The organism is Parcubacteria group bacterium, assembly GCA_016181765.1.
Taxonomy (GTDB): domain Bacteria; phylum Patescibacteriota; class Patescibacteriia; order UBA2169; family UBA2169; genus CG10-46-32.
In genome coordinates this window covers 227,036-250,893 of record JACOYR010000001.1, presented here as the reverse complement: position 1 = coordinate 250,893, position 23,858 = coordinate 227,036, and the positions used below count along the sequence as shown (strand labels likewise).

General features: G+C 56.2%; 24 protein-coding genes and 4 tRNA genes. 24 read left to right on the top strand and 4 right to left on the bottom strand.

Annotated features, from left to right (window positions below):
• Positions 1-3 precede the first annotated feature (3 nt).
• The 5 genes from HYT31_01305 to nth all read left to right on the top strand — a co-directional run bounded on the left by HYT31_01305 (position 4) and on the right by nth (position 2,947).
• Entirely contained in the window at positions 4-771 is a 768-nt protein-coding gene (locus HYT31_01305; protein MBI2050424.1) for a triose-phosphate isomerase, read from the top strand.
• Between the two features lies 1 nt (position 772).
• The gene (locus tag HYT31_01300) at positions 773-1,654 is read left to right on the top strand and encodes a tetratricopeptide repeat protein (GenBank protein MBI2050423.1); all 882 of its coding nucleotides are present in this window, start codon (positions 773-775) and stop codon (positions 1,652-1,654) included.
• A 163-nt stretch (positions 1,655-1,817) separates the two neighbouring features.
• A tRNA-Thr gene (locus HYT31_01295) sits at positions 1,818-1,893 on the top strand.
• Positions 1,894-1,991: 98 nt separating this feature from the next.
• The gene (locus tag HYT31_01290) at positions 1,992-2,198 is read left to right on the top strand and encodes a DUF378 domain-containing protein (GenBank protein ID MBI2050422.1); all 207 of its coding nucleotides are present in this window, start codon (positions 1,992-1,994) and stop codon (positions 2,196-2,198) included.
• An 80-nt stretch (positions 2,199-2,278) separates the two neighbouring features.
• The gene (gene nth / locus HYT31_01285) at positions 2,279-2,947 is read left to right on the top strand and encodes an endonuclease III (GenBank protein MBI2050421.1); all 669 of its coding nucleotides are present in this window, start codon (positions 2,279-2,281) and stop codon (positions 2,945-2,947) included.
• A 30-nt stretch (positions 2,948-2,977) separates the two neighbouring features.
• Here nth and HYT31_01280 read toward each other — a convergent pair.
• Positions 2,978-3,064: transfer RNA gene (locus HYT31_01280), tRNA-Tyr, on the bottom strand.
• Positions 3,065-3,325: 261 nt separating this feature from the next.
• Between HYT31_01280 and HYT31_01275 the strand changes: the two genes are divergently transcribed.
• Positions 3,326-3,517, top strand: coding sequence for a hypothetical protein (locus tag HYT31_01275; protein ID MBI2050420.1), 192 nt, complete (start codon positions 3,326-3,328; stop codon positions 3,515-3,517).
• Positions 3,518-3,579: 62 nt separating this feature from the next.
• On the opposite strand, the gene HYT31_01270 is transcribed toward HYT31_01275, so the two are convergent.
• Positions 3,580-4,776, bottom strand: coding sequence for an NAD(P)/FAD-dependent oxidoreductase (locus tag HYT31_01270; GenBank protein MBI2050419.1), 1,197 nt, complete (start codon positions 4,774-4,776; stop codon positions 3,580-3,582).
• Positions 4,777-4,852: 76 nt separating this feature from the next.
• Here HYT31_01270 and HYT31_01265 point away from each other — a divergent pair.
• The 7 genes from HYT31_01265 to typA all read left to right on the top strand — a co-directional run bounded on the left by HYT31_01265 (position 4,853) and on the right by typA (position 10,373).
• Positions 4,853-4,929 (top strand) — tRNA-Thr (locus tag HYT31_01265).
• Positions 4,930-4,964: 35 nt separating this feature from the next.
• On the top strand, positions 4,965-5,120 hold the full coding sequence (gene rpmG, locus HYT31_01260) for a 50S ribosomal protein L33 (GenBank protein ID MBI2050418.1): 156 nt from the start codon (positions 4,965-4,967) through the stop codon (positions 5,118-5,120).
• Positions 5,121-5,131: 11 nt separating this feature from the next.
• Positions 5,132-5,500: a hypothetical protein gene (locus HYT31_01255; protein ID MBI2050417.1), complete on the top strand. Its 369-nt coding sequence runs from the start codon at positions 5,132-5,134 to the stop codon at positions 5,498-5,500.
• A 39-nt stretch (positions 5,501-5,539) separates the two neighbouring features.
• A tRNA-Trp gene (locus HYT31_01250) sits at positions 5,540-5,613 on the top strand.
• A 29-nt stretch (positions 5,614-5,642) separates the two neighbouring features.
• On the top strand, positions 5,643-7,067 hold the full coding sequence (locus HYT31_01245; protein MBI2050416.1) for a DUF4173 domain-containing protein: 1,425 nt from the start codon (positions 5,643-5,645) through the stop codon (positions 7,065-7,067).
• A 163-nt stretch (positions 7,068-7,230) separates the two neighbouring features.
• Entirely contained in the window at positions 7,231-8,544 is a 1,314-nt protein-coding gene (locus tag HYT31_01240) for a DEAD/DEAH box helicase (GenBank protein ID MBI2050415.1), read from the top strand.
• 23 nt (positions 8,545-8,567) lie between these two features.
• Positions 8,568-10,373: a translational GTPase TypA gene (gene typA / locus HYT31_01235; GenBank protein MBI2050414.1), complete on the top strand. Its 1,806-nt coding sequence runs from the start codon at positions 8,568-8,570 to the stop codon at positions 10,371-10,373.
• Between the two features lie 80 nt (positions 10,374-10,453).
• Here the strand turns inward: typA and HYT31_01230 are convergent, their stop codons facing one another.
• Together HYT31_01230 and HYT31_01225 are read right to left on the bottom strand one after the other, a co-directional pair.
• Positions 10,454-10,996: a hypothetical protein gene (locus HYT31_01230; GenBank protein MBI2050413.1), complete on the bottom strand. Its 543-nt coding sequence runs from the start codon at positions 10,994-10,996 to the stop codon at positions 10,454-10,456.
• Positions 10,997-11,089: 93 nt separating this feature from the next.
• A complete protein-coding gene (locus HYT31_01225; protein MBI2050412.1) occupies positions 11,090-12,172 on the bottom strand; it encodes a hypothetical protein in 1,083 nt (360 codons plus the stop codon).
• 102 nt (positions 12,173-12,274) lie between these two features.
• Here HYT31_01225 and HYT31_01220 point away from each other — a divergent pair, with 102 nt between their 5' ends.
• The 11 genes from HYT31_01220 to HYT31_01170 all read left to right on the top strand — a co-directional run bounded on the left by HYT31_01220 (position 12,275) and on the right by HYT31_01170 (position 23,841).
• Positions 12,275-12,772: a DNA ligase gene (locus tag HYT31_01220; protein ID MBI2050411.1), complete on the top strand. Its 498-nt coding sequence runs from the start codon at positions 12,275-12,277 to the stop codon at positions 12,770-12,772.
• Positions 12,773-12,848: 76 nt separating this feature from the next.
• Positions 12,849-14,828 (top strand): PKD domain-containing protein, encoded by a 1,980-nt coding sequence (locus tag HYT31_01215; protein ID MBI2050410.1) that lies wholly within the window; start codon positions 12,849-12,851, stop codon positions 14,826-14,828.
• An 88-nt stretch (positions 14,829-14,916) separates the two neighbouring features.
• Positions 14,917-15,093, top strand: a complete 177-nt coding sequence (locus HYT31_01210; protein MBI2050409.1) for a hypothetical protein — start codon at positions 14,917-14,919, stop codon at positions 15,091-15,093.
• An 82-nt stretch (positions 15,094-15,175) separates the two neighbouring features.
• Entirely contained in the window at positions 15,176-16,597 is a 1,422-nt protein-coding gene (locus HYT31_01205) for a cysteine--tRNA ligase (GenBank protein MBI2050408.1), read from the top strand.
• A 97-nt stretch (positions 16,598-16,694) separates the two neighbouring features.
• On the top strand, positions 16,695-16,976 hold the full coding sequence (locus tag HYT31_01200; GenBank protein MBI2050407.1) for an HU family DNA-binding protein: 282 nt from the start codon (positions 16,695-16,697) through the stop codon (positions 16,974-16,976).
• 75 nt (positions 16,977-17,051) lie between these two features.
• Entirely contained in the window at positions 17,052-18,338 is a 1,287-nt protein-coding gene (locus HYT31_01195; protein MBI2050406.1) for a hypothetical protein, read from the top strand.
• Between the two features lie 32 nt (positions 18,339-18,370).
• Positions 18,371-18,682, top strand: a complete 312-nt coding sequence (locus HYT31_01190) for a hypothetical protein (GenBank protein MBI2050405.1) — start codon at positions 18,371-18,373, stop codon at positions 18,680-18,682.
• 196 nt (positions 18,683-18,878) lie between these two features.
• A complete protein-coding gene (locus HYT31_01185) occupies positions 18,879-21,377 on the top strand; it encodes a hypothetical protein (GenBank protein ID MBI2050404.1) in 2,499 nt (832 codons plus the stop codon).
• Between the two features lie 151 nt (positions 21,378-21,528).
• Positions 21,529-21,855 carry a hypothetical protein gene (locus tag HYT31_01180; GenBank protein ID MBI2050403.1) on the top strand — a complete coding sequence of 109 codons (327 nt, stop codon included), beginning with the start codon at positions 21,529-21,531 and terminating at the stop codon, positions 21,853-21,855.
• Positions 21,800-22,423: a nucleotidyl transferase AbiEii/AbiGii toxin family protein gene (locus HYT31_01175; protein ID MBI2050402.1), complete on the top strand. Its 624-nt coding sequence runs from the start codon at positions 21,800-21,802 to the stop codon at positions 22,421-22,423. Before HYT31_01180 ends, HYT31_01175 begins: the two co-directional genes overlap by 56 nt.
• A gap of 8 nt (positions 22,424-22,431) precedes the next feature.
• Positions 22,432-23,841 (top strand): Nramp family divalent metal transporter, encoded by a 1,410-nt coding sequence (locus HYT31_01170; protein MBI2050401.1) that lies wholly within the window; start codon positions 22,432-22,434, stop codon positions 23,839-23,841.
• Positions 23,842-23,858: the final 17 nt, after the last annotated feature.

The window sequence follows — 23,858 nt, the reverse complement described above, 5'->3', positions numbered from 1 at the left end:
GCCATGAAAAACCCGCTTGTCATCGCAAACTGGAAAATGAAACTCGCTCCGAGCGAGGCATTGGCGCTGGCCAAAAAAGTTGCCAAGGCGTCCGCAAAATTCAAGGGTGCGGACGTGGTGCTGTGCCCGAGCTTTACGGAGCTTGCCGCGGTGTCGGACATCGTGCGCGAAAGCGGCATCCAGATGGGCGCGCAGAACTGCTTCTGGGAAGAGCAGGGCGCGTTCACGGGCGAAGTGTCCCCAAAGCAGCTTGCCTCATACGGCGTAACCACGGTCATTGTCGGGCACTCGGAGCGCCGGGCGCACTTGTTTGAGTCCGGCGAGATGATACACAAAAAAATCAGGATGCTGCTTTCGCTCGGGCTGCGCCCGGTGCTGTGCGTTGGCGAGCAGTTTGACGATAGGGCAGAGGGCCAAAAAGAGGCGGTGCTCTTGCGCCAGCTGCACGACGCGCTCAACGGCCTGTGGCTCACTCAAGCGTGCGAGCTCATCGTCGCCTACGAGCCGGTGTGGGTCATCGGGAGCGGCCAGGACATTGACCCGAACGAAATTGAGCACACGCACCAGGTGATTGAGCAATCCCTGTACGATTTATTCTCCCACCAGGCAGTTGACGAACACGTCAAAATCATCTATGGTGGGAGCGTTGATCCGGAGAACGTAGGCCGCTACACCGCCCAACCTACGGTAGACGGGGTGCTGGTGGGCACGGCTTCCCTGGACGCAACCCAGTTCTCCGCCATTATCGCCGGAGCCCTAAAAGCGCACTAACATGCTTACGATCATTCCACTTGCAGTCATTATCGCGAGCATCGGAACCATCCTCATCATTGCCTCGCGCCACCTCAAGAAAGCGGCGAGCCTGGACGTATCCAAGATCCCGGAGGAGCGCGACGCCGTGCTTAAGGCCTCGCTCTTGGAGCACCGGCTCCTGCGCAAACTGGAGGGCGTGTTCAAGTTCGCCTCGGGCATACTGCAGCCGGGCAAGGCGCTCGCAGGCTCCCTGTTCCAGAGTACACTGGAGCGCGTGCGCAAGCTGGAGCGCGCGTATCGGTTCCAGGGCACGCTTCCGGATTCAAGCAAAAAAGCGCAGTCCAAAGTCCGTGAACTTTTGGAAGAGGCGGAAGAAGCCCGGCGCGCAAAAAAGTTTTCCCAGGCAGAGTCCAAATACCTTTCAGCCATTAAAGTGGATCCGGAATCAACGGACGCCTACCAGGGATTGGGGGAGACGTACCGCGAAATGGGCGAGCTCGCCCAGGCCATAGAGACCTTTGAGTACGCAACCAGGCAGTGGCCCCAGGAGGACCGGGGGTTCGCGTCGCTCGCGCGCACGCTCCGGGAGCAGGGGAAGCTGGAAGCGGCCAAGGACCACTTTTTGCACGCGCTCTCCATCAACAACGAGGTCGTGGATTACCACCTGGATTTGGCTGACGTGTACTTGCAGCTGAATGACGCGGAAAAAGCGTTCTCAAGCCTGCAGAAGGCCCAAGCCCTGGAACCGAATAACCCCAAGGTCCTGGATCGGCTGTTCACGGTTGCGGTGCTCCTTAAGAATAAGCCCCTTGCCAAGGAGGCGCTGGAAAAAATCAAAAAGATAAACCCGGACCACGGCAGGCTTGCGGAGTTTGAAAAGAAGGTGAAGGGATTGAAATAAATATATTTAGGACTTACGCGTTTGACAAAAATAGCCGTCATTCTGGAGGCTTTGTACTCAAAGCCGATAGAATCTCCGTGAAAAACGCATAGATTCTATCGCTCAAGAGTACTTTCGCTCCAGAATGACGGCAAACGCGTAAGTCCTAATATTTTACAATCAAGCCGTTGTAGCTCAGCTGGTAGAGCAACTCCATGGTAAGGAGTAGGTCCGCGGTTCAATTCCGCGCAACGGCTCCAGTTTTCCACAGTGTGCCATTGCGCGTTGCGTTGAGCCCAAAAATGTGGTATACTAACATTAAGTCGGCTTCTTATCAAACAAAATAATATAACAAAACATGAAAGCACTTCACATGGTTGCCTTTGTCCTGGTGGTAGTCGGAGCCCTCAACTGGGGAGTCCTTACGCTTACCGGCTGGGAAGTAGGCCAGATCTTCGGCGGCATGGATGCCACGGTCTCCCGGGTCATCTACGTGCTGGTGGGGCTCTCGGGCCTCTACCTGCTCGTGAGCCACAAGGGCGACTGCAAGGCCTGCGGCAAGTAATTTTTAAGATTCTCTGGTACGCAAAAGGCCCGCCTGGCGGGTCTTTTGTATGTTAAGGGGCGGAATGGTATGCTGTGGTTATGGAAGCCCAAAAATTATCAGAACGCACCAGGCGCGCACAAAAAATGTCAGCTACTCTGAAAAAGCTGTTCCCCAGAGCGCGAATCGCGCTTGCCTACCGCACCACCTGGGAGCTTTTGGTTGCAGTCGTGTTATCTGCGCAGTGCACGGACAAGCGCGTGAACCTCGTCACCAAAGATTTATTTAAGAAGTACAAAAAGCTTGATGACTATGTGGCTGCTGATTTGCATGAATTTGAGCGGGACATTAAATCAACTGGATTTTTCCGCAATAAAGCAAAGAACATTTTGGCGGTCAGCCGCATGGTCAAAAAAGATTTCAATGGCCGCGTGCCCGGCGCCATGGAAGAGCTTTTGAAGCTGCCGGGTGTGGCGCGCAAGACCGCGAACGTCATCCTGGGCAATGCGTTCCATCATGTGGAAGGGATTGCGGTTGATACGCACGTGCGCAGGTTTGCGTTAAAATTTGATTTGACGGATTCGCGGGATCCCAAAAAGATAGAACAGGATTTGATGGAGATTCTGCCGAAGAAAGAGTGGTTCAACTGGACCTACCGCGTGATAGAATACGGCCGCCAAATCTGCCCAGCGCATCGCCATGAGTGTGTGAATCATCCCTTGTCAAAACTATATCCCAAAGCCGCGCATACCTGGCCGCGGGCGAGGTAACAAAAATATCCGCCTCAAGGCGGATATTTTTGGTGGGCCGGGAGGGATTCGAACCCCCGAAGGCACGAGGCCATCTGATTTACAGTCAGACGCGTTTGACCGCTTCGCTACCGACCCGCATCAGCACGAATGGAATAATACCAAAATAAAGGCATTTTAGCAAGCATCGTGCACTCTGTGCAAAACTCACATTGCGGAAAATCGCGGGATATGCTATGGTGTTTTATATGATGGTTGCACGAATTAAGAATCTTAACCTCTTTTCCGTTAACAGGCAATAGCCCGAGGTTTTTGATTCGTTCAATCATTCCACACAAAGACCTCGGCGCAACCGGGGTCTTTGAGTTCATTCCACGCCACACCATGGGGAGATGTGGTATGCACCTTAGCGATGCGCAGGCTGGCCTTGCGGAACAGCTCAACACTGTTACGGAGGACGTTTTGCTGCTTCAGCGGAAGATAGCCGAGCGGCAAGCACGCGGGGATGATGTGCGCGGATTCCAGCAGGCATTGGCCGCCCAGAGGCGGAAGATGGATGGGGTCCAGGAGCAACTGCGCGCAATCGTCTAGGACAGAGCCTGTCCGGACGCGGAGCCCGCCCACACTGTGGAGCGGGCTCTATCTTTTTTTCATCAGAGCTTTCCGGTGTCGCGCCGCATAAAGAGCTGGATGGTCCAGTCAATTGCCACAGCCACCCGCTTGCGCCACGTGAGGAGCTTTCCGAGGTACACGGTGCGCCACAGCCACCAGGCAAAGCGCCCGCTCAATGCAATGCCCGCAATCTCGCCGACCGCGCGCCACCTGCCCAGGGAAACCAAATCTCCCGTGTGATGGTAGCGGAACGCCTTGAGCGGCTGTTTTTTAATTGAGCGGATAATATTTTCCGCAACGCACGTGGCTTCTGCGACCGCGGTTTGCGCGTGCTGGGGCACGGGCTTTATTTCACCCGGATTGGTGAAAGACGCAACATCTCCGAGGGCAAAGATATTTTTGTAGTTGGCCAGCTGCAGATACTCATTTACCGCGTATGCCCCGTTTTTGGCGAGCGCAACGTTGCCGGCAAACGGAATGGCGTTTGGAGAAACGCCCGCGGTCCAGATCACGGCATTGGCTGGGATGCGCTCTCCGTTAGTAAGGGCGGCTGAATCAGCGGACACGCTGGCGACTCCGGTCCCGAGCCGCACGTCAATGCCTTTTTTGCGCAGGACCTTGAGCGCTTCTTTTCGGAGGCGGCTGCCAAATTGCGGAATCAGATCCGTGCCCAGCTCCACCAGCGTCACGGCTGTGTCTTTTCTGCGGAGCGCATTGCGCGTAAATTCAACCAGCTCCGCGGAAAGCTCAACTCCGGTGGCGCCTCCGCCCACCACCACAAAGCCCAGGGCGCCCGGCCTTTTCGCACTATCGGTTACAAAGTTCTTGAGCCGTACAGCGTCTTCCAGAGATTTGAGCGCAAAGCAGTGCTCTTGCGCTCCGGGAATTCCAAAAAAGTTCGCGCGAGAGCCGGTTGCGAGCGCCAGATAGTCGTAGGGGATGTCCCCGCCTGCAGTCGCGACTATGCCGCGAGCCGGATCAACCCTGGTGGCGCGGGTTATGCGGAAGAGAGTGCCAGAGCCCAGTGCGCGGTACAGGGGCTCAATAATATTCTCCTGCCTTTGGCCTCCGGTTGCGACCTCGTGCAAGAGCGGCGTGAACAGGAAGCAATCGCGTTCATTGATGACGGTCATGGATATATCCCGATCCTTTCGGAATGCGCTTTGCAGGCGTTTGTGCACATACACGCCCCCAAACCCGGCTCCCAGAATCACGATGCTTTGTTTTTTGCTTGCCATGGCTTGAGTGTACCATTTAGTTGACTTTTTGGCGATTTTTGGGTAGTATGATTAAGTATCCAGCCACCCATACCGAGCCACCCTAGCTCAGCTGGTTAGAGCAACTGTTTTGTAAACAGTAGGTCGTCGGTTCGAATCCGACGGGTGGCTCCAGCCCGGCTTTACTTTCAATCACTAACACTACCTCTATGTCCCAAGAACGATTGGCCCGGCTTGAGTGCACGGTCTGCAAGCGCGTCACGGCCGACACCCAGAAGAACAAGAAAAAGCTCACCAACCGGCTTGAGCTCAAGAAGTTCTGCAAGTGGTGCAAAAAGCACACCCTGCACAAGGAGACCAAGTAGGTATGCCCCGCATGAGGCTCCTTATCCTGCTTGCGGCCATTCCGCTCTTGGGCGTAGGCTGCTCCGAGTTTCTGGTTACGAATGCAAAAAACACGCTTTTCCGGGCCGCTGATTCCGGCTTCCGCATTATCCGCGAATCCGGGGAGGGGTTTACCCGCAATTTGACCCAAGAGCAGAAAGCCGCGGTTGATGAGTGGCTTTCCTCAAACAGACTCAACGAGTTCGGGGACGCGCAAGGCACGTTCTATGCGGGCGGGACGCCGCTCTTCAATGAGGCAACCGGGGAAACTCTTGACCGGTTCAAATACCTCTTTGAAAAGTTTCCGGAGCTCAAGCGGGTGATTGAAATGGAACTTAAAAAACAGGCCGACCAATACTAGAGCAAGTTTTTTCTTGGGCCGACCCGCCGGCTCTGACGAGGGGGCGTAGTTAAATGGTATAACTTCGGTCTCCAAAACCGATATCGTAGGTTCGATTCCTACCGCCCCTGCCAGTTGAGCAGGCTTCTAACAAACAAATCATATGCAATTCACACTCACCGAACGCGCACAACCGCTCCTCGTATGGAGCATTTGCCTGGCAGTCTTTTGGGTGGTATTTTTGTGGGGATTTTTTGAACGCGGCCCCTCTGCCTTGGGCATGAATGCCGCGGTTTTTTTGGCGCTCCTGCTCGGGCCTTTGGGAAACGTTTTTCCGGCCGAGCGCCCGATGTGGAGCAAGCAACAGTGGACATGGCTTGTTCCGTTTGTCGCCATTGCCGTAAGTTATGCGCTCTACGGAAGCCCAATCATTAAGGCGATTACCATTCCCGTTGCCCCGTTGCTGTTCGTGGTTTTTGTGACGTATGCCCTGCTCGGGGACCGTGCCGCGAGATGGGGATGGGGATTTGCGCAAACATTCGCGGGGCGCGCGTTTGCGTGGCTCGGGACCCTGGGAGCCGCAATCCGCGAGTACAGCCGGGTGTTGTTCGGCAAGGGAAGCTCAAACACGGCTCGCCGCGCAATTGCGGGCGTTATACTTTTATTAGTGATTGTGGTTATGGTGATACTGCCCCTGCTTTCCAGCGCTGACCCGCAATTCAAAGCCCTGGTCAAGCCGTTGCTTGATTTCCTGGGCCGCTTGGCTGAAATTGAAACGCTGTGGCGCGTGGTGGTTGGCGTGGTCATCGCATTGTTCTCTCTGGCGCTCGGGCTTGCATGGCGCTCACGGCCCGAGGTGCGCGAATCGCATGAAAACAAGCGCGTTGACGCGATTGTGTCGGGCATTGTGGTTGGGGGCATATTCCTGGTGTACGCGCTGTTCCTCATCATCCAGATTAAGCGCTTGTGGGTTTCCGAGCTGCCCATTGATTTTTCAGAAACCGAAATCCTCGTCAAGAGCGGGTTCTGGCAGTTGCTTGCCCTCTCAATCATCAACGCCCTTATTTTCCTGGCCACATACGCAAGAACGAACACGTTGGTCCAGCGCTTGCTCGCGGCGTTTGCCATTGCATCCTTGCTTTTGGTGTTTTCCGCGGCATGGCGCATGGCGCTGTATGTAACGCTCTATGGATTCAGCTATGAGAAGTTTTTCGCGGCATACACCGTGCTCTTCTCAATTATTTTGTTCGGGTGGCTCGTGTTCCAGTTTTTCGGCAGCAAGCGGCGCGATTTGGTGAAGTTTGCGGCATTCCTGTTCCTCTGGATGTATGCCGCATTGTGCCTGTTCCCGGTTGAGCAGTTTATTATGCGCGCGAACGTTTCCCTCGCGCAGCGTCTTGATTCGCGCATAGCGCTCCCGGAACTGAAAATGCTCTCCACGGACGTGCTGGGCTACGTTGAAGAGCGCAGTGATGACCCGCGATTTGAGGAGTGGGGTGAATGGCTTGAAGAGAACCGCGGGATTGTTGCGGAAAAGCCGTGGTACGAGTTCACGGTTTCGGATCTTGTGTACCGGGCCGGGCAATGACTTTGATGCACGAATTGGGTCAGCAGGCTTGACACGCCGTATTTTTCGTGCTATCATAGGTACTTAATCAACGTTTATGCCGCTTTTAGGCATAAACAGACTCGAACTCTTTTGTGTCATACCATAAGTGACCACCAGATTCATCGGGTCACTTAATTCAGTTATGACACAACACGACACTGTTGAACTCTCGTTCAACAACCTGGGGATTGCCCCAAAACTGCTTGCGATTCTCGCGAGCAAAAAATTCATCACCCCAACCCCCATCCAGCACCAGTGCATTCCGCACGCAATCGCCGGAAAAGACGTGGTGGGCATCGCGCAGACCGGGACCGGCAAGACCTTGGCGTTCGGCGTGCCCATGCTCCAGCGGCTTGCCGAGGAAAAAGGCCAGGCCCTGATTTTGATTCCCACGCGCGAGCTCGCCATCCAAGTGGATGAGACGCTCCATAAAATCGGCGTTTCCCTGGGCCTTAAAACCGCGGTCATCATTGGCGGGGCTTCGGCAAACATGCAGATTCGGGACCTTAAGCGCAATCCGCACGTCATCATTGCGACACCGGGCCGTTTGATGGACCACATGGAGCAGAAGGCAATCAATCTCAACCGCATCAGCATTGTGGTGCTTGATGAGGCTGACCGCATGTTTGACATCGGGTTTTTCCCGGCCATCAAGCGCATTCTCGCGGCGTGCCCGCAGCAGCGCCAGACCTTGATGTTCTCCGCGACCATGCCTCCGCAAATCGCAAGCCTTGCCTCGCAGTTCATGCACATGCCTCTGCGCATTGAAGTCGCGCCCCAGGGGACCGCAGCCGAGGGCGTTCTGCAGGAAGTGTTTGTGCTTGATAAGCAGGCAAAGCTTCCGCTTTTGGAAAAGATTCTTACGGAAAACCCGGGCACGGTGCTCGTGTTTACGCGCACCAAGTACGGCGCCAAAAAGATTACGCGCGTGGTGCACGCCATGGGCCACACGGTTGCGGAAATACACTCCAACCGTTCCCTTGCCCAGCGCAAGGATGCCATGGCAGGGTTTAAGTCCGGCACATACCGCGTGCTCATCGCAACCGACATTGCGGCCCGCGGCATAGACGTGACCGGCATTTCCTTGGTCGTCAATTTTGACCTTCCGCAGAACGCGGAGGACTATGTGCACCGCATCGGCCGCACGGGCCGCGCCGGCTTAACCGGGAAAGCGATTTCGTTCGCAACCCCGGACCAGCGCGGGGATATCAAGCAGATTGAGCGCCTCATCAAGAAAACCATTCCCATCTTGGCGCTTCCCGCGCTGCCTCGCCAGAGCGATGCAGTGATCCGCGCCGTGTATCTGGGCGGCAGGAATGATGATGAAGGAGGCGGGCGCAGGTTCGCACGTCCGCGTTCGCCCCGGCCTTCCGGCGTAAGCCGCGGGTTCAGCCGCGGACGATCCCGCTCGCGCTCCGACTCGCCATCCCGCGGCGGACGGCGCTTTGGCCGGTAAATAGTTCATTAGCGGTTTTTTATATGAACCTCCGCAACATCGCCATTATCGCCCACGTAGACCACGGCAAAACCACTTTGGTGGATGCTTTATTGCGCCAGGCGCATACCAAGCTCGCCAAAGACGTTGCCTCGGAATTGATCATGGATTCCAATGATTTGGAGCGGGAGCGGGGGATTACGATTTTTTCCAAGAATGCGTCCGTGGTGTGGCACGACACCAAGATCAACATCATAGACACGCCCGGGCACGCGGATTTCGGGGGCGAGGTGGAGCGCGTGCTTTCCATGGCAGACGGCTGTTTGCTCTTGGTGGATGCCAAGGAAGGCCCCATGCCGCAGACGCGGTTTGTGCTCAAGAAGGCGCTCTCATTGGGGTTGCGCATTATTGTGGTCATCAACAAAATTGATAAGACCGGCGCAAACCCGGACCAGGCCGTGAACAAGACCTTTGATTTGTTCGTGGAGCTGGGTGCGGATGATACTCTGCTTGATTTCCCGATTGTGTTCGCATCAGCAAAGCAGGGCAAGGCGGGCATGGAAGCGGACCTCTCTAAGATGGCGGATATCACCCCATTGTTTGAAACCATTTTGAGCAAGATTCCGGCTCCATCCGGAGATCCGGCAAAGCCGTTGCAGATGCTCATCACATCCCTTAGCCAAGATAGCTTTAAGGGTAAGATCGGGGTTGCGCGCATTTACAACGGGACCGTGAAAGCCGGGCAGGAGATTGTGCACATCAACCGCGCCAGAGAGCAGGCAAAAGCGCGCCTGACATCACTCATGACATTCATCGGCTTGGACAAGGCCGAAACTGAATCAGCGGAAGCAGGTGACATTGTGGCAATTGCCGGCATTCCGGACATCACCATTGGCGAAACCATCGCGGATACCGAAAATCCGGTTGCCCTGCCGCTCTTGGACGTGGACCAGCCAACCGTGAAAATGCAGTTTCTGGTGAACAATTCTCCCATGGCAGGCAAGGAGGGGGACTACACCACCTCGCGCCAGGTGCGCGAGCGCTTGTACAAGGAACTGCAGACCGACATGGCGTTGCGCGTGGAAGATGCGGACGACGGCACCTGGGTGGTATCCGGCCGCGGCGAGCTGCATTTGGCTATTTTGATTGAGCGCCTGCGCCGCGAAGGGTATGAACTGCAGGTGGGCCGTCCCCAGGTGATTACGCACCAGGAACACGGCAAAACATTGGTGCCGTACGAGTGGGCGACCGTAGAGGTGCCGGAGGAGCACGCCGGAGTGGTCATTGAAAAGCTGGGCAAGCGCAACGGCATCATGCAGGAGATGAAAGTGGAGAACGGGGTTACGTTCATGGAGTTTTTGATTCCCACGCGCGGGCTCTTTGGCTACCGCAGCGAGTTCCTCACGGACACGCGGGGCCTGGGCATCATGCACAGTGTGTTTTACGAGTACGCGGAAGATGCTCCAAATTGGCGCGAGCGGGAGCAAGGCTCTTTGGTTTCCATGGAAGCCGGGGCAACGAATTTGTACGGCCTCACCAACATCCAGAAGCGCGGCACCCTGTTCTTGGGGCCGCAGATCCAAGTGTACAAGGGCCAGGTCATTGGCCAGCACTCGCGGAGCGGTGATTTGCACGTCAACCCCACTAAGGCAAAAGAGCTCTCCAACATGCGGAGCAAGGGAGAGGGGGTGAGCGAGCACTTTGCGGTTCCCCGCATCATGGATTTGGAAGCGGCCTTGCAGTACATCGGGGATGATGAGCTGGTGGAGGTGACGCCGCAGAACATCCGCATCCGCAAAATTGTTTTGGATGAGACCGAAGCGAGGCGCAAAGCGCGGGGCATGGGGTAACTATTTCAGTAAAAAAAGAACCCCGGACATCCTCCATATGTCCGGGTGGTTCGTGGCGAAAGGGCAGTGTGATTGGGGCTTTAAGTGCTGAACCATCGGTCCCAATCCGGCCGGGAGACAAAGTACGTCCGCCGGGTCCCAGTGGGATAGGTGACGTGCAGGAAGCACGCAACGGAAATGCCGCTATTCATGGCTTTGACGGCGGCTTTGGCCTGCATGTGGAGCATCATCAGCTGCAGGAAGTCAACTCCGCACGCGCTTGCTTTGCCGCACTGCGCATGGCTGTAGAGGGCAACAGTGTTGATGCCTTTCAGCCCCCGCGCGTCCCGGATCTCCTCCAGGAAGATCTGGTGTTCGCCCGGGTGCTTGTTGGCTGGCGAACCCGCAACCAGGCGGATGGCGCCGCCGTGCCAGCCGAGCGGGTGGATGCGCGGGTCGCTGCATTGGCCTTCTTGCATCCGTAGCTGGTGGCTGAAGATGTCAACGAAGTGGTCCCCATCCGGGCAGGTAACCAGTATCACTCCGTTGCTTTGGTCCAGCCGGTGGCTTTCAACATCTTGCAGAACGCCTGCATCCCGCAACGAACGAACAATGGCTACGTCATTTTCCGATAGTGCGTGCATGCGCCCTCCCCAAGGCAAAAGCACGGAACGTGGAAAGTACAATATCACCGGCAGCGTTTTAGGGGCAGTGCCCGCAAAACGCTGCTGGTGATATTAGCGCGCAGTGCCCGGTGCCTGGTTGCGCGGCGGAACTACGGTCAAGAGGCGGGTGTTCAAATCCACGATGCTTGCGAGCAGATGCAGGTGCGGCTTGATCTCGGGCACGGCTTCGTAGATGGCGTCCAGGGCAAAGTCCGCAAACGAACGGGCCTTTTCAATGGCGCGCAGTTTTTCAAAGCCCGCGTCCTCGCGGTACGCGGCTGAAGTCAGGAGCACGAGGCCGTCTTGTTCCGGGACGCGGCCTTTTTTTATGTTATCCAGCAGGATGCCGGCCGCGGCCACAATGGGTTCGCGCAAATTGTAGCTGTAGGGTCCCACAATCAGGGCCTTGTTCGGCAAATGCAGCCAGTCCATGCCCCGGCCCACAACCAGGACCTGCTCCCTGTGCTCGGTATTAACCACGGGCCGGTTAGAGGCTCTGATTGCGGCGATGTGGCGCTGGTTCCCCAAAAACAGGGGCACAATGTCAACAGCCATCTGCTTGCCCATGTCTGGGTACAGCTTTTCCACCCTCTGCCGCAATGCGTCTTCAGTTGCGGCCGGCTCTTCGGCCAGGTTCAGGGTTTCGCCGTTTTTTCCGTGCACTATCAGAGCCTCGTCATCGGTTTCAATGCCGACCTGGATCGGGTAGATAACCTTATGCTCTGTGCCAAAGACCCGCTCAATCTGGTTTGATAAGTCGCGCGTGTAGGCCTTGGCCGCTTCAGTGTCGTAGTTAAATCCGCGGCACCCGCGGTGCGCGTCCCCTTTGGAGTAGTGGTACGTCACCAGGATGACGCCGGAGCGGCCCTTGCTGATGGCGTAGTTCACCCAGCCGCTCGCGATCTCCCCAAAGTACGGCCAGCCGATGTCAAACATGCCGCCGATGTTGCGGAAAGGCTGGATGATGCCGGGCGGGGTCTGGGTTTGCACGGCCAGGTTGAGGCGTCCGTCCATGCACTTTAAGGCCGCGATTTCCGTGGGGTGGGTTGCGCGGTACTGGCGCCTCGCGAGCGCCGCATCCGGGCTGCAGAACAGCTCGCTCTGGCGCTTGTTGTGCTCCAAGAGGAACGTAATGATGGGATTGTTTTGATCCATAAATAATTGTTAATTATTGCCCATTTTTTAAAAAATGTCAAGGCGCTTGGAGTATTGACATGCATCCTACTGCTCCCCGCCTTTTTTTGTTAAAATGAACGCATGCTCAAGGAGTACAAAGCAAAGCGCGATTTCAAGAAAACCAGCGAGCCTGTCGGCTCATCAAAAAAACATTCATCAAAGGATCCCGTCTTTGTGGTGCACGAGCACCACGCGCGCGCACTGCACTATGACGTGCGATTGGAAATTGGCGGGGTGCTCAAATCCTGGGCAGTGCCCAAAGGCCCGCCATTAAATCCGTCGGACAAGCGCCTGGCGGTTGCGACCGAAGACCACCCCATGGAGTATGGCAGTTTTGAAGGCGAGATTCCGCAGGGGGAGTATGGCGCAGGCACGGTCACCATCTGGGACACGGGCACGTACCAAAACATCAAGCAGAAAAAAGACGGCAGCGAGATGCCTATAAAGAGTGCGGCCGCACAGGGCCAGATAGAAGTCGTGTTCGCGGGCAAGAAGCTCAAAGGGCCGTACGCCCTGGTGCGCACTGCATTCGGAGGAGAAAAAAAGAACTGGCTCATGATTAAGATGAAAGCGCGGTGAACTTTTTGCATGCGGCATTGCGCACTCAAGCCGATTTTTGGTATAGTAGGAAGAGCATACTGTTGTATAACTATTGATGATTCATCGCGGGATCAGGCTATTAGTCAGGTTGGTTTCATCGGCCCTGGTGAGCGCGCCGTTCTTTTTCGGGAACGTTTTTTTTGCGCCCGCAGTTTCCGCGGCTCCTGCCATTACTTCGGTCTCATACACTCCGGCCCCGAATGCAGTGTATGCGCGCGAGCCGGTCACTTTTACCGCGAACGTAGCTGACGCGGCCGGGCTTATCTATGTGTGGGACTTTGGAGACGGTGAATCCGCCATTGGCGATGTCGGCAATAATGGCAGGGCAACGCACCTCTATGACAAGCAGTTTGCATCAACAGCCGTCATTCGGCCCGTGCTGCGGCTCTACGCGAGCACCGGCGTCCAGCCCGCGGCCCAGTACCCGTTTGACATTGACGTCAAGCCGCTTAGGCTGCCGGATAATTATAATTCCCTGACCCTCGCGGAAAAGGCCGGTGTGCGGGATACGTGGCCATTCGCGAACGTCACCAGGGTTGACGGGCCTGGGCCCTACGCAACCGGTTCGCAGATTGACTTCCGAGCCAATGCCTCGGTCCGGGGCATCAACTCCGGTTTCTGGACGGCGGAGCAGACATTCCAGTGGCGCGTTGCGGACTCGTCGCGAACCGAGGTGAAAGCCGATAGCGTGAGCGTCACGAGCGATGCGGCCGGTGCGTTCTCTGTTATCATCCCCGTGCCAGGGTGGTATGAGATTACCCTGCGGGCGAACCAATCCAATGCGGTTGGAGGCGGTTACATTCCGGTGTATGACACAAGCTCGTACGTGTTTTTTGCAACCGACAATCCAGCAACGGTCGGAGATGCCGCGTTTTCGGTTGACGTGACGAGCGCTACAGCTCCGGGCGTCTATTCCGGCCAGGCTGAACCGTTCACGTTCGGTTCAGTCAACTACAGCGCCGATGCCGCTGTTGATGGCGGGGTGCCGCCGTTCACCTACATCTGGAACTACCCCAATGACGTGCCCACTGATGAGCAGCCTAATGACTTCATTACCTACGAAGTGGCGACCTTTGGCCGCACCAGCCAGCTGGATGCCCAGTTTAGGAGGAGCGGACTTAAGAACATTTACCTTACGGTGATTGATGCCACGTTCCGCACCCAGACCGACGCCATCACCCATAGCATTATCAACACGAACGCGCCCGCGGGCACCACCCCGTTCTCTCCGACCCTGAACATTGCGTCCGCACCATCGCCGCTCCTCGTCACTTTGGTTGAGTCAAACAACAAATCACTCACCATCCAGATTGGCACCGGGCTCGCTCCTCCTGCTCCGCAGACGTACGTGTTCCGCGCCACTGCCTCAAACGGCACGCCTCCGTACCAAATCCAGCTTTCCCCGGCTAACCGGACCACCGCGCCGTGCACCTCAACCGCAACCACTTTGGAGTGCGAATACTCATTTAGCGCATACGGGACGTTTGATGTGGTAGCGACCGTGAGTGACGGCTCAAGCCCTGCCCAGGAAGAGAGCTTTCAGCGAAATGTGGTGATTCAACAAGAAAGCGCGGGTGATTCTTGTGCAACCGCGCCTTCGCTATGCACTAACGAATCCTCATGCACGTCATTCGGATTTGTGTGGTGCGGCAACCAGTGCCGGGCTTCATCCGCTGATTGCGGTGTCGGCGGCGGCAACATCGGCGCCGACACCGCAATCAGCACCCCGCTTGATCCGCGCGCTTCCAACTACGGGCTCGCGAGCACGTTCTCGCGGGTGGGTATCGGGCAGTCTAATGACCTCAAGGGCTCAATCGCGGCCATCATCAATATTGTCCTCGGATTTTTAGGAGTTATCGCAGTCATTTTCATCATCTTCGGCGGGTTCAGAATGATGACAGCCGCAGGCAACGAGGACCAGACCGCGTCCGGCAAGCAGGCCATCATAGCCGGGGTCATCGGGCTCTTTGTTATATTTGCGGCATGGGGCATTGCCTCGTTCGTCATCAACAACTTTTCAAGCGCCACAGCTTGACAATAGAGGGGCGTGTGCTATAATTACGAATACAATCCGAACCCTAGATATGCGTGTTCGGATTTTTTAGCAGTAAGCAAAATGCATTATGCAAGACGAAACTACGCTCATGCCGGACGCGGGCAGCGACGAGGCCCAAGTTCCCGCAGCGCCCATGGCTCCCCAAGATGGGGATGAAGGATCCGAAGACTCGGATCTTGAGGCGGAAGCAGGCGGCGGTTCAGAAGAGGCAGGCGATTCCGAAGGTTCCGAAGCCGCGATGTAACTGCATTGAAACCGAAAACAAAAACCCAGCCGATTCGGCTGGGTTTTTGTTTTCGTTGAGCAGGGCGCTAAAAGGTGCTATCATTGAGCCATATATGAAACTCTACAACACGCTCACCAGAAAAAAGCAGGCATTCAAACCCCTCAAAAAAGGGAGTGCCAGGCTGTACACGTGCGGCCCCACGGTGTACCACTACGCGCACATCGGAAACTTGCGCTCGTACGTGTTCGCGGACGTTTTGGAGCGCACGCTTGCGTTTGAGGGGTTTGCGGTTAAGCGCGTCATGAACATCACGGACGTGGGGCACTTAACCAGCGACGCCGATTCCGGGGAAGACAAAGTGGAGAGAGAGGCAAAGAAGGAGAAAAAGTCAGTGTGGGATGTTTCGCGTTTCTATGCAGATGCGTTTTTCAGGGACTGCGCGGAACTCAACATCAAGAAGCCCAGCCGCGTCGTCAGAGCCACGGACACGGTTAAAGACCAGATCAAGCTCATCCAACTGCTGTTCAAAAAAGGCTATGCCTACGAGACCGAGCAGGCCGTGTATTTTGACATTTCCCGGTGTAAGGCATACGGAAAACTTTCCGGCCAGTCTTTGGAAGAAAAGCGGGTTGCGGCGCGTGGTGAAGTTGTGGAAGACCCGGACAAACGCCACCCCGCTGATTTTGCCTTGTGGTTCAAGAGAGCTGGTCGCCACAAAAATCACGCCATGCACTGGGCATCGCCCTGGGGAGACGGGTTTCCGGGCTGGCACATTGAGTGCTCGGCCATCTCGTCAAAATACCTGGGCCAGCCGTTTGACATCCATACCGGCGGCATTGACCACATCGGAACGCACCACACTAATGAAATTGCCCAGTCAGAAGCGGCATACGGCAAGCCCCTCGCCAAGGTCTGGATGCATAACGAATACTTGGTGATTGACCGCGCCAAGATGTCAAAGTCAAAGGGGGCGTTCATAACCCTCGCGGACGCCAAGAAGCGGGGTTTTGAGCCCCTCGCATTCCGGTACTTGGCGCTCACCACACACTATCGTTCCCAGCTCCACTTTTCGTGGGAAAGCCTTGGGGCGGCACAGCGCGCATTGCAGAATCTTTGGGAAGAAATCACTCGCACGCGCACCGCCAAAAAAAGCAAAAGCGCGGATTCATACCTCAAAAAATTCAAGCAGCGCTTGAGCGATGATCTGGACACTCCCCGGGCCCTTGCCGTGCTCTGGGAGGCGGCCAAAGACCCCGGCCTTGATCAAAAAAGCCTGCTCTCTTTTATCAAACAGGCGGATGCAACACTCGGGCTTGATCTCATCAAACAGTCAAAGCGCTTGGCGCGCGAGCAGAGCAGCATTCCCGCATCAATCAAGGAACGTGCGGAAGAGCGCTGGAAACTGAAAAAGATGAAAGAATTTGGAAAATCAGACAAGATTAGGCTAACATTAGCCAAGCGCGGCTATGAAATTCAGGATCAAGAACAGGGATACGCTATAAAAAGGGTTAAGAATCAATAGTATTATCCACAGCCTCTGTTTTGAAAAGTTTGCTTTTTGCCCCATTTTTGCTAAGTTTTATATGTCATATCACTAACTAATTTAGGAGAATGATCCTATGTCAAAACTGACAAAAGCCCAGACGCTTGCCGCAGTTGCCGAGAAAACAGGCATGAGCAAGAAGGAGGTGGGAGATTTCATGGACAAGCTCGTTGAGCTCGCGTACCACCAGGTCAAATCAAACGGCGAATTTACGCTTCCGGGCGTAGGCAAGCTCGTGAAAGTGCACCGCGCCGCGCGCATGGGCCGCAACCCGGCGACCGGGGCAACGATCAGCATTCCGGCAAAGACAGTCGTTAAGTTCCGCGTTGCCAAGGCAGCCAAGGACGCAGTGCTTTAGTCCTTGATCGTGTTGTTCGCAAAGAGCCTCCATAGCGGAGGCTCTTTTGTTTGTTTTGTGGTATAATCGCAGTGTATGAAGTTTTCGTACAAAGAAACATCGCACATCAGTGAGCGGGACGCGGCCCGCGCCGGGCATGAGCTTTCCGGGTACCTGGAGGAGTTGCGCGTGGCTGCGGCTGATGCGTCATACGCAAGCAATGAGTCGTGCCTGCACCTTCCGTCCGATGAAACGCTCCGCGCCGAGGTGAGCCGCCTTGCACACGAGAAATCATCCCGTAGACTGCATGAGGTTATGGTGGTCGGCATTGGCGGCTCAAATTTGGGCACGTGGGCAGTGTATGATGCGTTAAAGCCCGGGGGCGTTCCCTTGTCATTTTTTGATACTGCGCATGTGCGCCTCTTGAAGGAAGCCTGCCAGCGCATGCGCGCAATCTACCGCAAGAAAGGTCGGGTGCTCATTAACGTCATAAGCAAATCCGGCACCACCAGCGAGACCATGATGAACGCGCGGGTCTTGATTGACTGCCTAAAGTCGTTGACCAAGCACTGGCGCGAGTCAGTTGTGGTGACCACGGAGCCGCAATCTTTGCTTGATCATTGGGCGCGAGCCCAGGATGTCCCGTCCCTGCCCAACCCTCCAAACGTGGGGGGGCGCTGGAGCGTGTTCAGTGCGGTTGGCTTGTTTCAGTTGGCACTTGCCGGGGTAGACATCAAAAAACTGCACAAAGGGGCAGTGCGCGCCCTGCGGCGGTGCTTGTCAAACGACGAAGAGCACAACGCCGCTTTACAATCAGCAGTTGCCATCCACCATGCCATGAAAAAGGGCGTGGCTATCCATAACACGTTCATCTTCAACCAAGACTTGGAGCGCGTCGGCAAGTGGTACCGCCAGCTGGTGGGGGAATCGCTGGGCAAGGAGCGCGACCTTTCCGGCCGCATTGTGCACGCAGGCATCACCCCGCTCGTCACTATTGGCTCAACGGACCTGCATTCAGTATTTCAACTCCTGCTTGGCGGGCCCGAGGATAAGTTCACCACGTTCGTAAAAGTCCGCGCCAAACAAGACATCAGCATCCCGCGCGTGGACGAGGAGTTTGACGCGATTGTTCCAGAGCTGAACCGCAAGTCAGTGGGCGAAGTCATGGACGCGATTTACACGGGCACGGTCCGGTCATTTGCGGACCGCAGCCTCCCGTTTGTTGAGGTTGAGCTGGAGCGCCTGGATGAAGAATCATTAGGGGAATTTTTGCAGTTTAAGATGGTGGAAACCATGCTCCTCGCACGCCTGATGCGCGTCAACGCGTTTGACCAGCCGAATGTGGAGGAGTACAAGGTAATTACGCGGGAACTGCTGCATTGATATATTGGCCCGGGCGTGCTATACTTGTGGTTATGGATTTTAACCATCAAGATTCAAATCAGCCGCTTACCGTGGGCCAGTTCCAAGAGCATGTGGAGACGTTGACGAAAGTCGTTGCCACAAAGCTTGATGTACACGAACTTGGGCAACAATTAAGAGAAGAAATGTCTGAAAAGTTTGATAAGGTATTAAACAGTGTTGATGCTATGGCAAAAAACGTGCAAGCCATCCGGGACGAGCAGATCATGAAAGTCGGCCGGGATGATAGGCAGGACCATGATATTACGAGCCTTAAAGCTCGCGTTATAGGTGTTGAGCGGAGAGTTGGCATAGAGCCGGTTTAGGAAGTAAATAGTGAATTTTGGTTACAAAACAAGGATTTTTGTCGCTGTTTGACAGAATTCCTGTTTTGTGATATGTTTAGTGTCTAAAACAGACACTGATTTTTGACAATAAATGGCCATAAAAGGCCAAAAGATAAGGTAGTTTCGCGTTTTTCACCCCTCAATCCGTGGGAGGATAATCATGAGGGCTTTTCGTATGTGCGCCACGCTCGCGGCGCTCGCAGTGGTCATCATCGCCGGATGCGGCGATGATGACCACAGTCCCCTGGGTCCGGCGGTGGATGTCCGGCCCGCGGGCAAGATGGCCGCGCCGGACACCACGGCACCGGTCGTGGTCATCGCGGATGACACACCGGCCGGCGAGGTCCGTATGGACGGCTCCGGCCGCCTGTACATCGGCATGAAGGCGTTGGATGCCGGAGGCATCAAGCTCCGGCATGCCAATCCCTGCACCCTCAAGGTGCGGTGCGCGGACGGGTCGCAGGCGGTAAGCGCCCGCGGCTTGTCGCCGGTGTCCGACACGTCGGACACGCTCTGGTTCTGGGGGTACTGGGACGCGTGTCCCGGGAACACCGCTGGTTCGCCGCAGGCCGTCAATCTGACGGTTTCTGTGGTGGACATGGCCGGGCATGTGGGCGCGGACAGCCGAACGTTTGTCCAGCCTGTGTACGTGCCGCCCCCGCAGCCCGCGCCACAGCCCCAGGCCGTGCTGGCGAGCTACACGGAGCCGGAGCCCGCCGCAAAGGTCGTGAGCAACCCGGTTGCCGCGACCTGTGAGAAGTGCAATTCTTCGTCTGTACAGACCGGCGGAACCGGTAGCGCGAATCCAAAGCCGCCGCCCGCAGACGTGCCCAACATAGCGCTCATCGTGGACGGCGTGCGGCAGGTGCCGGACAATGAGGAGGTATCGGCTGGTTGGGAGGTGCGGCTTTGTAGGGAGGGCATCCCGTGCACTGACAGCTTCTGGAAGGTGTTTGGCCAACACCCTCTTGCCACAGACGGGGTGGATGAAATCCTCGCCAGAGATTTTGAAGAAGGGGTGCCGGCGGATATAGTATATCCACCGCTTCCACCCGGAGAGAACAGGTTGTTTTTGTTGATGTTGGGGAATCAATACCTCATTCGAGATATTCGCGGGATGGAGTCCGACGAATCAGTCTTTCGATTCTATATTCAGCATGCCCCAGATCCATTGACTACACTGACTTGGAATCTGTCTCGTCTTTCGGAAGTCGCAACTGGCGAGGTAGTGAATGCCTACACTGGCGACCGCCTCGCGGACATTCGGGACGGCGAGGTAACTATCTATCCGCCGCTCGACAAGGTCGACTTCATCGTCCGCCGGGGACAGCAAATCGGCCCGACGAATCCAGTGCCGCACCCGTCCGCGCCACAGGGTAGCCTGGTCGTGGAAGCGGTTCCTGCTTCGGCACAGCCGCGGATGCGGATCGTGGATGCGAGCACTTACTCGGAGGATATGTTCAAGTTCCGGCTTACGCCATGGAGGGAGCCAGCGGACGCGACACGGCTTATCCTGGTGCATACGGTTACGTTTCCATTCGGGAGCGATGCGTCCGCGGCTCGGTCCACGCTCTTCAACTACGAGTTGTGGAACGGCGCCACGCAGGTGGGGCCGACCATCGCGGCGGCGCAGGTTCTGGAGCAGAGCAGTACCGAGGTCACGGAGTATCTTGACTTCAACCTCGGCGCTGCGGGAGCCTATCATCTGCCCGAGGCGGAACAGACCGAGTTCACCGTAAGGTGCAGGATCAACGACTGGCCCAGTGCGCTTTCTGGAAGTGTGCACCGCTTCTCGCTCGTGCCGGATCCGCTCGGAGACGGGACGAGCGCGATAACCGCGCGCGGCGCGTCGTCGGGCGCGGTCTTGGTCGGGCCCGACCAAGAGATTGTCGGCAACTGGGTCATAGTCCGGCGATGGCACCCAATGGTCGAGCGGCTCCCGTTGCCGACCACCACACTTCTAGGAGGCGCCTCCAGCCAGATTGTCGGAGCGTACTGGCGGGTGGGTGCGCGCGGCGATTGGGGTGGGTTGGCTATCAACACCTACCACAAGAAGATCACCTTCCGCGTTTCCTGGACCGATGACACGCCGAGCTTCCAGCTTGCGCTCGACAACTTCAAGCTGTACCGGCGGGTGCCCGAGTGGATCGAATCCGGGTTCAGCCTCATGGATCCGTCTGAGTACGCTATCTACGACGGCCGGGGCACCAGCCAAGAACACCTATTGAGCGCTGGTGGCACTGCCAAGCTCAACCTGGACAACTTTCCAGGGTCCTACGCAGACGTCGTGCTCATGTTCGGAGACCATACCCGTGACTTTGCGGGTGAGGAGCCGGTATACGAAAGGAACCTTCCGCAGTACCAGCTCAAGTTTGACGTCGCGAACGCGCACCAGGGCGCCTCGTCCGACGCTGACGTGATCTCCGTGACCATGCTCGGCGACGAAGGTGGGCTCGTGGTCACGGGTGATCTGGAGTCGGATCCAGTCAGCGTGGTGAAAGTTGGCGGAACGGATGCCAACTTCGTCTGGTCCGATTACTCTTCGGACACTGGCGCGCACAGCAGTGCGGTTCCGAGTACCGGAAGCAACGACTGGACCAATGGCTATCTCGTTGCGGGGAGCTACGCTGAAGACAGCTTCCTGCCGCTGGATCGTTGGGTCCTTACCAAGTAACCGGTTCAGCGCCGACGGCTGAACCGGAACGCTCTTTCACGAAGCGCCGCATCTTTTCACTGTTCTATGGTGGAGGTGCGGCGCTTTTCTTTTTGAGAGCTCATGGAAATTCCGTGTTGGTTTTTCAGAACAAAAATGGTATACTACACACATGAGCAAGGAAAAACAGCCATCAAAACTTCCGTCATTTTTCAAGCCCATCCTGTGGTCGTATGACGTCGGTCGGCTTGATGCGACGCGCGACAAAAAGACGATTATCACGGCGGCCGTCAACTATGGGAGCTTGCGGCACTGGCGGTGGATTGCCAAGCGGTACGGCCGCCGGGGGGTTGGCCGCGTGCTTGCAGGAGTGCCGCGAACCGCGCTTCGCGCGCACGTTCGGCCTTTGGCTGGCATTATTTTTTCTGTCAAATCATACCGCTATGCACCACGAGGCGCTCACAAAAAAGGCCGCAGAACTGTTTCCAAAGCTCGGTGAGTTTAGGGGGTTCTATCTTGCCGGGGGCACGGCGCTCGCGCTGCAAATCGGGCATCGCGTTTCCGTTGATTTTGATTTATTCACCCATGCCCCCATCCGCAACTCGTTGCTGCAGAAAGTTAAAGACGTATTTTTTGATGATGCGGTGCGCGATTTAGTGAACAATCGCGATGAGCTCACCGTGATCATTGCCGGCGTTAAGTGCACATTTTTGCACTATCCGTATGCGATCAAACAAAAAACCGTTTCCTACCGGGGCGTTCAGTTGCTGGCGGTTCCTGATATTGCAGTCACCAAAGCATACACCATCGGAAGGAGAGGCGATTTTAAGGACTACTTTGACTTGTACTGCATACTCAAAGAGAAACGCGCCGCGCTTGGCAGCGTTATGCGGCGGGCCGCGCGGGTGTATGGCGATGATTTCAATGATCGGCTCTTCCTTGAGCAGCTGGTGTACCTTGATGATGTAAGCGAGACAAGCGTCGTGTTCCTAAAACGTGCGGTCACTAAAGCGGGGTTGAGCAGATTTTTTGAAGATGCGGTGAAAAAACAGAGAGTGCGATTGTAGCACGTGCTATGAAAATAAAAGGTGTTCGCCGGGGAGGCGAGATAAAGCAATTTCCAAAAGCACCCAAGCTGCGCCACCTCATTGGCCCGAGTTTTATCCTGCTCGGACTCGGGCTCGGCAGCGGAGAAGTGATTCTCTGGCCGTACCTTGCCTCAAACTACGGCCTTGGCATTATCTGGGCCGCGGTCTTGGGCATCACGTTCCAGTTTTTTATGAACATGGAAATTGAGCGCTATGCGCTCGTCAAAGGCGAGAGCGTGTTTGTGGGCTTTAACCGCATGTGGGCTGGATTGCCGTACTGGTTTATGCTGTCCACGTTCGTGGGATTTGTGTGGCCAGGCATGGCTGCGGCAAGCGCGGTCATGATCGGCGCGGTGTTCGGCATTGCGCGCACCGAGTACATTGCCATCGGCCTGCTTGTCCTTACGGGCCTCTTGTTCACGCTCGGGCCCGTGCTCTACCACGTGGTGGAAAAATTCCAGAAAACAGTCATTGGCATATCAGTGCCATGCATATTTATTTTGACGATATATCTCGCGGAGAGGGCGGACTGGGTTGCCCTGGCAAACGGCCTCATAGGAAGGGGAGATGGGTATCTATTCCTGCCGGAAGGCATTGCTTTGGCAGTGTTCCTTTCGGCATTTGCATACTCGGGCGCCGGCGGCAACTTGAACCTCGCGCAATCGTTCTACATCAAGGAAAAGGGGTATGGCATGGGCAAGTACGCGGCAGCCATTACCAGCCCGGTTACGGGCGCATCCCAATCTCAACACACCCCGAGCAGCCGCGCGCGCGTTGAGCCGACCGTTGAAAACGTAAAGCAGTTCAGAGCGTGGTGGAGGAAGATCAACGCGGAGCACGCCCTGGTGTTCTGGATGACCGGAGCCGCGACCATGGTGATGCTCGCGTTTTTGGCGTACCTCACCACGTACGGCGCGCCCAACACCTCCGCAAGCATCAACTTTGTGCTTGCCGAAGCTCGCGGCATTGCGAGCGTTGCGCCGATTTTGGGCACCCTGTTTTTGCTTGCGGGCGGCATTATGCTCTTGGCCACCCAGATCGTGGTGTTTGAATCAAGCTCGCGCATCATTTCCGAAAACATTGCCATACGCCGCGAGTCGCAAGGCAAGGTTGCGCACTCGCGCAGGCTGTTCTATTCCGTGCTCTGGGGCTTTATCGGGCTCGGCGCCATTGTGCTGCTTGCAGGCTTTACGGAGCCGCGCGCCCTTTTGGTGCTTGGGGCGGTCATCAATGCCTTTGCCATGCTCGTGCACGTGACTCTGACGCTCATCCTGAACAAGACGCAACTGGCGAAAGCATTCAGGCCCGCGTGGTGGCGGCAGGGAATTGTTGTGGTTATCATACTGTTTTTTACGGCATTTACGGGAATCGTATTCTGGGACCGCTTTTTCATGTAGTTCAGTTTCGGCTTAAC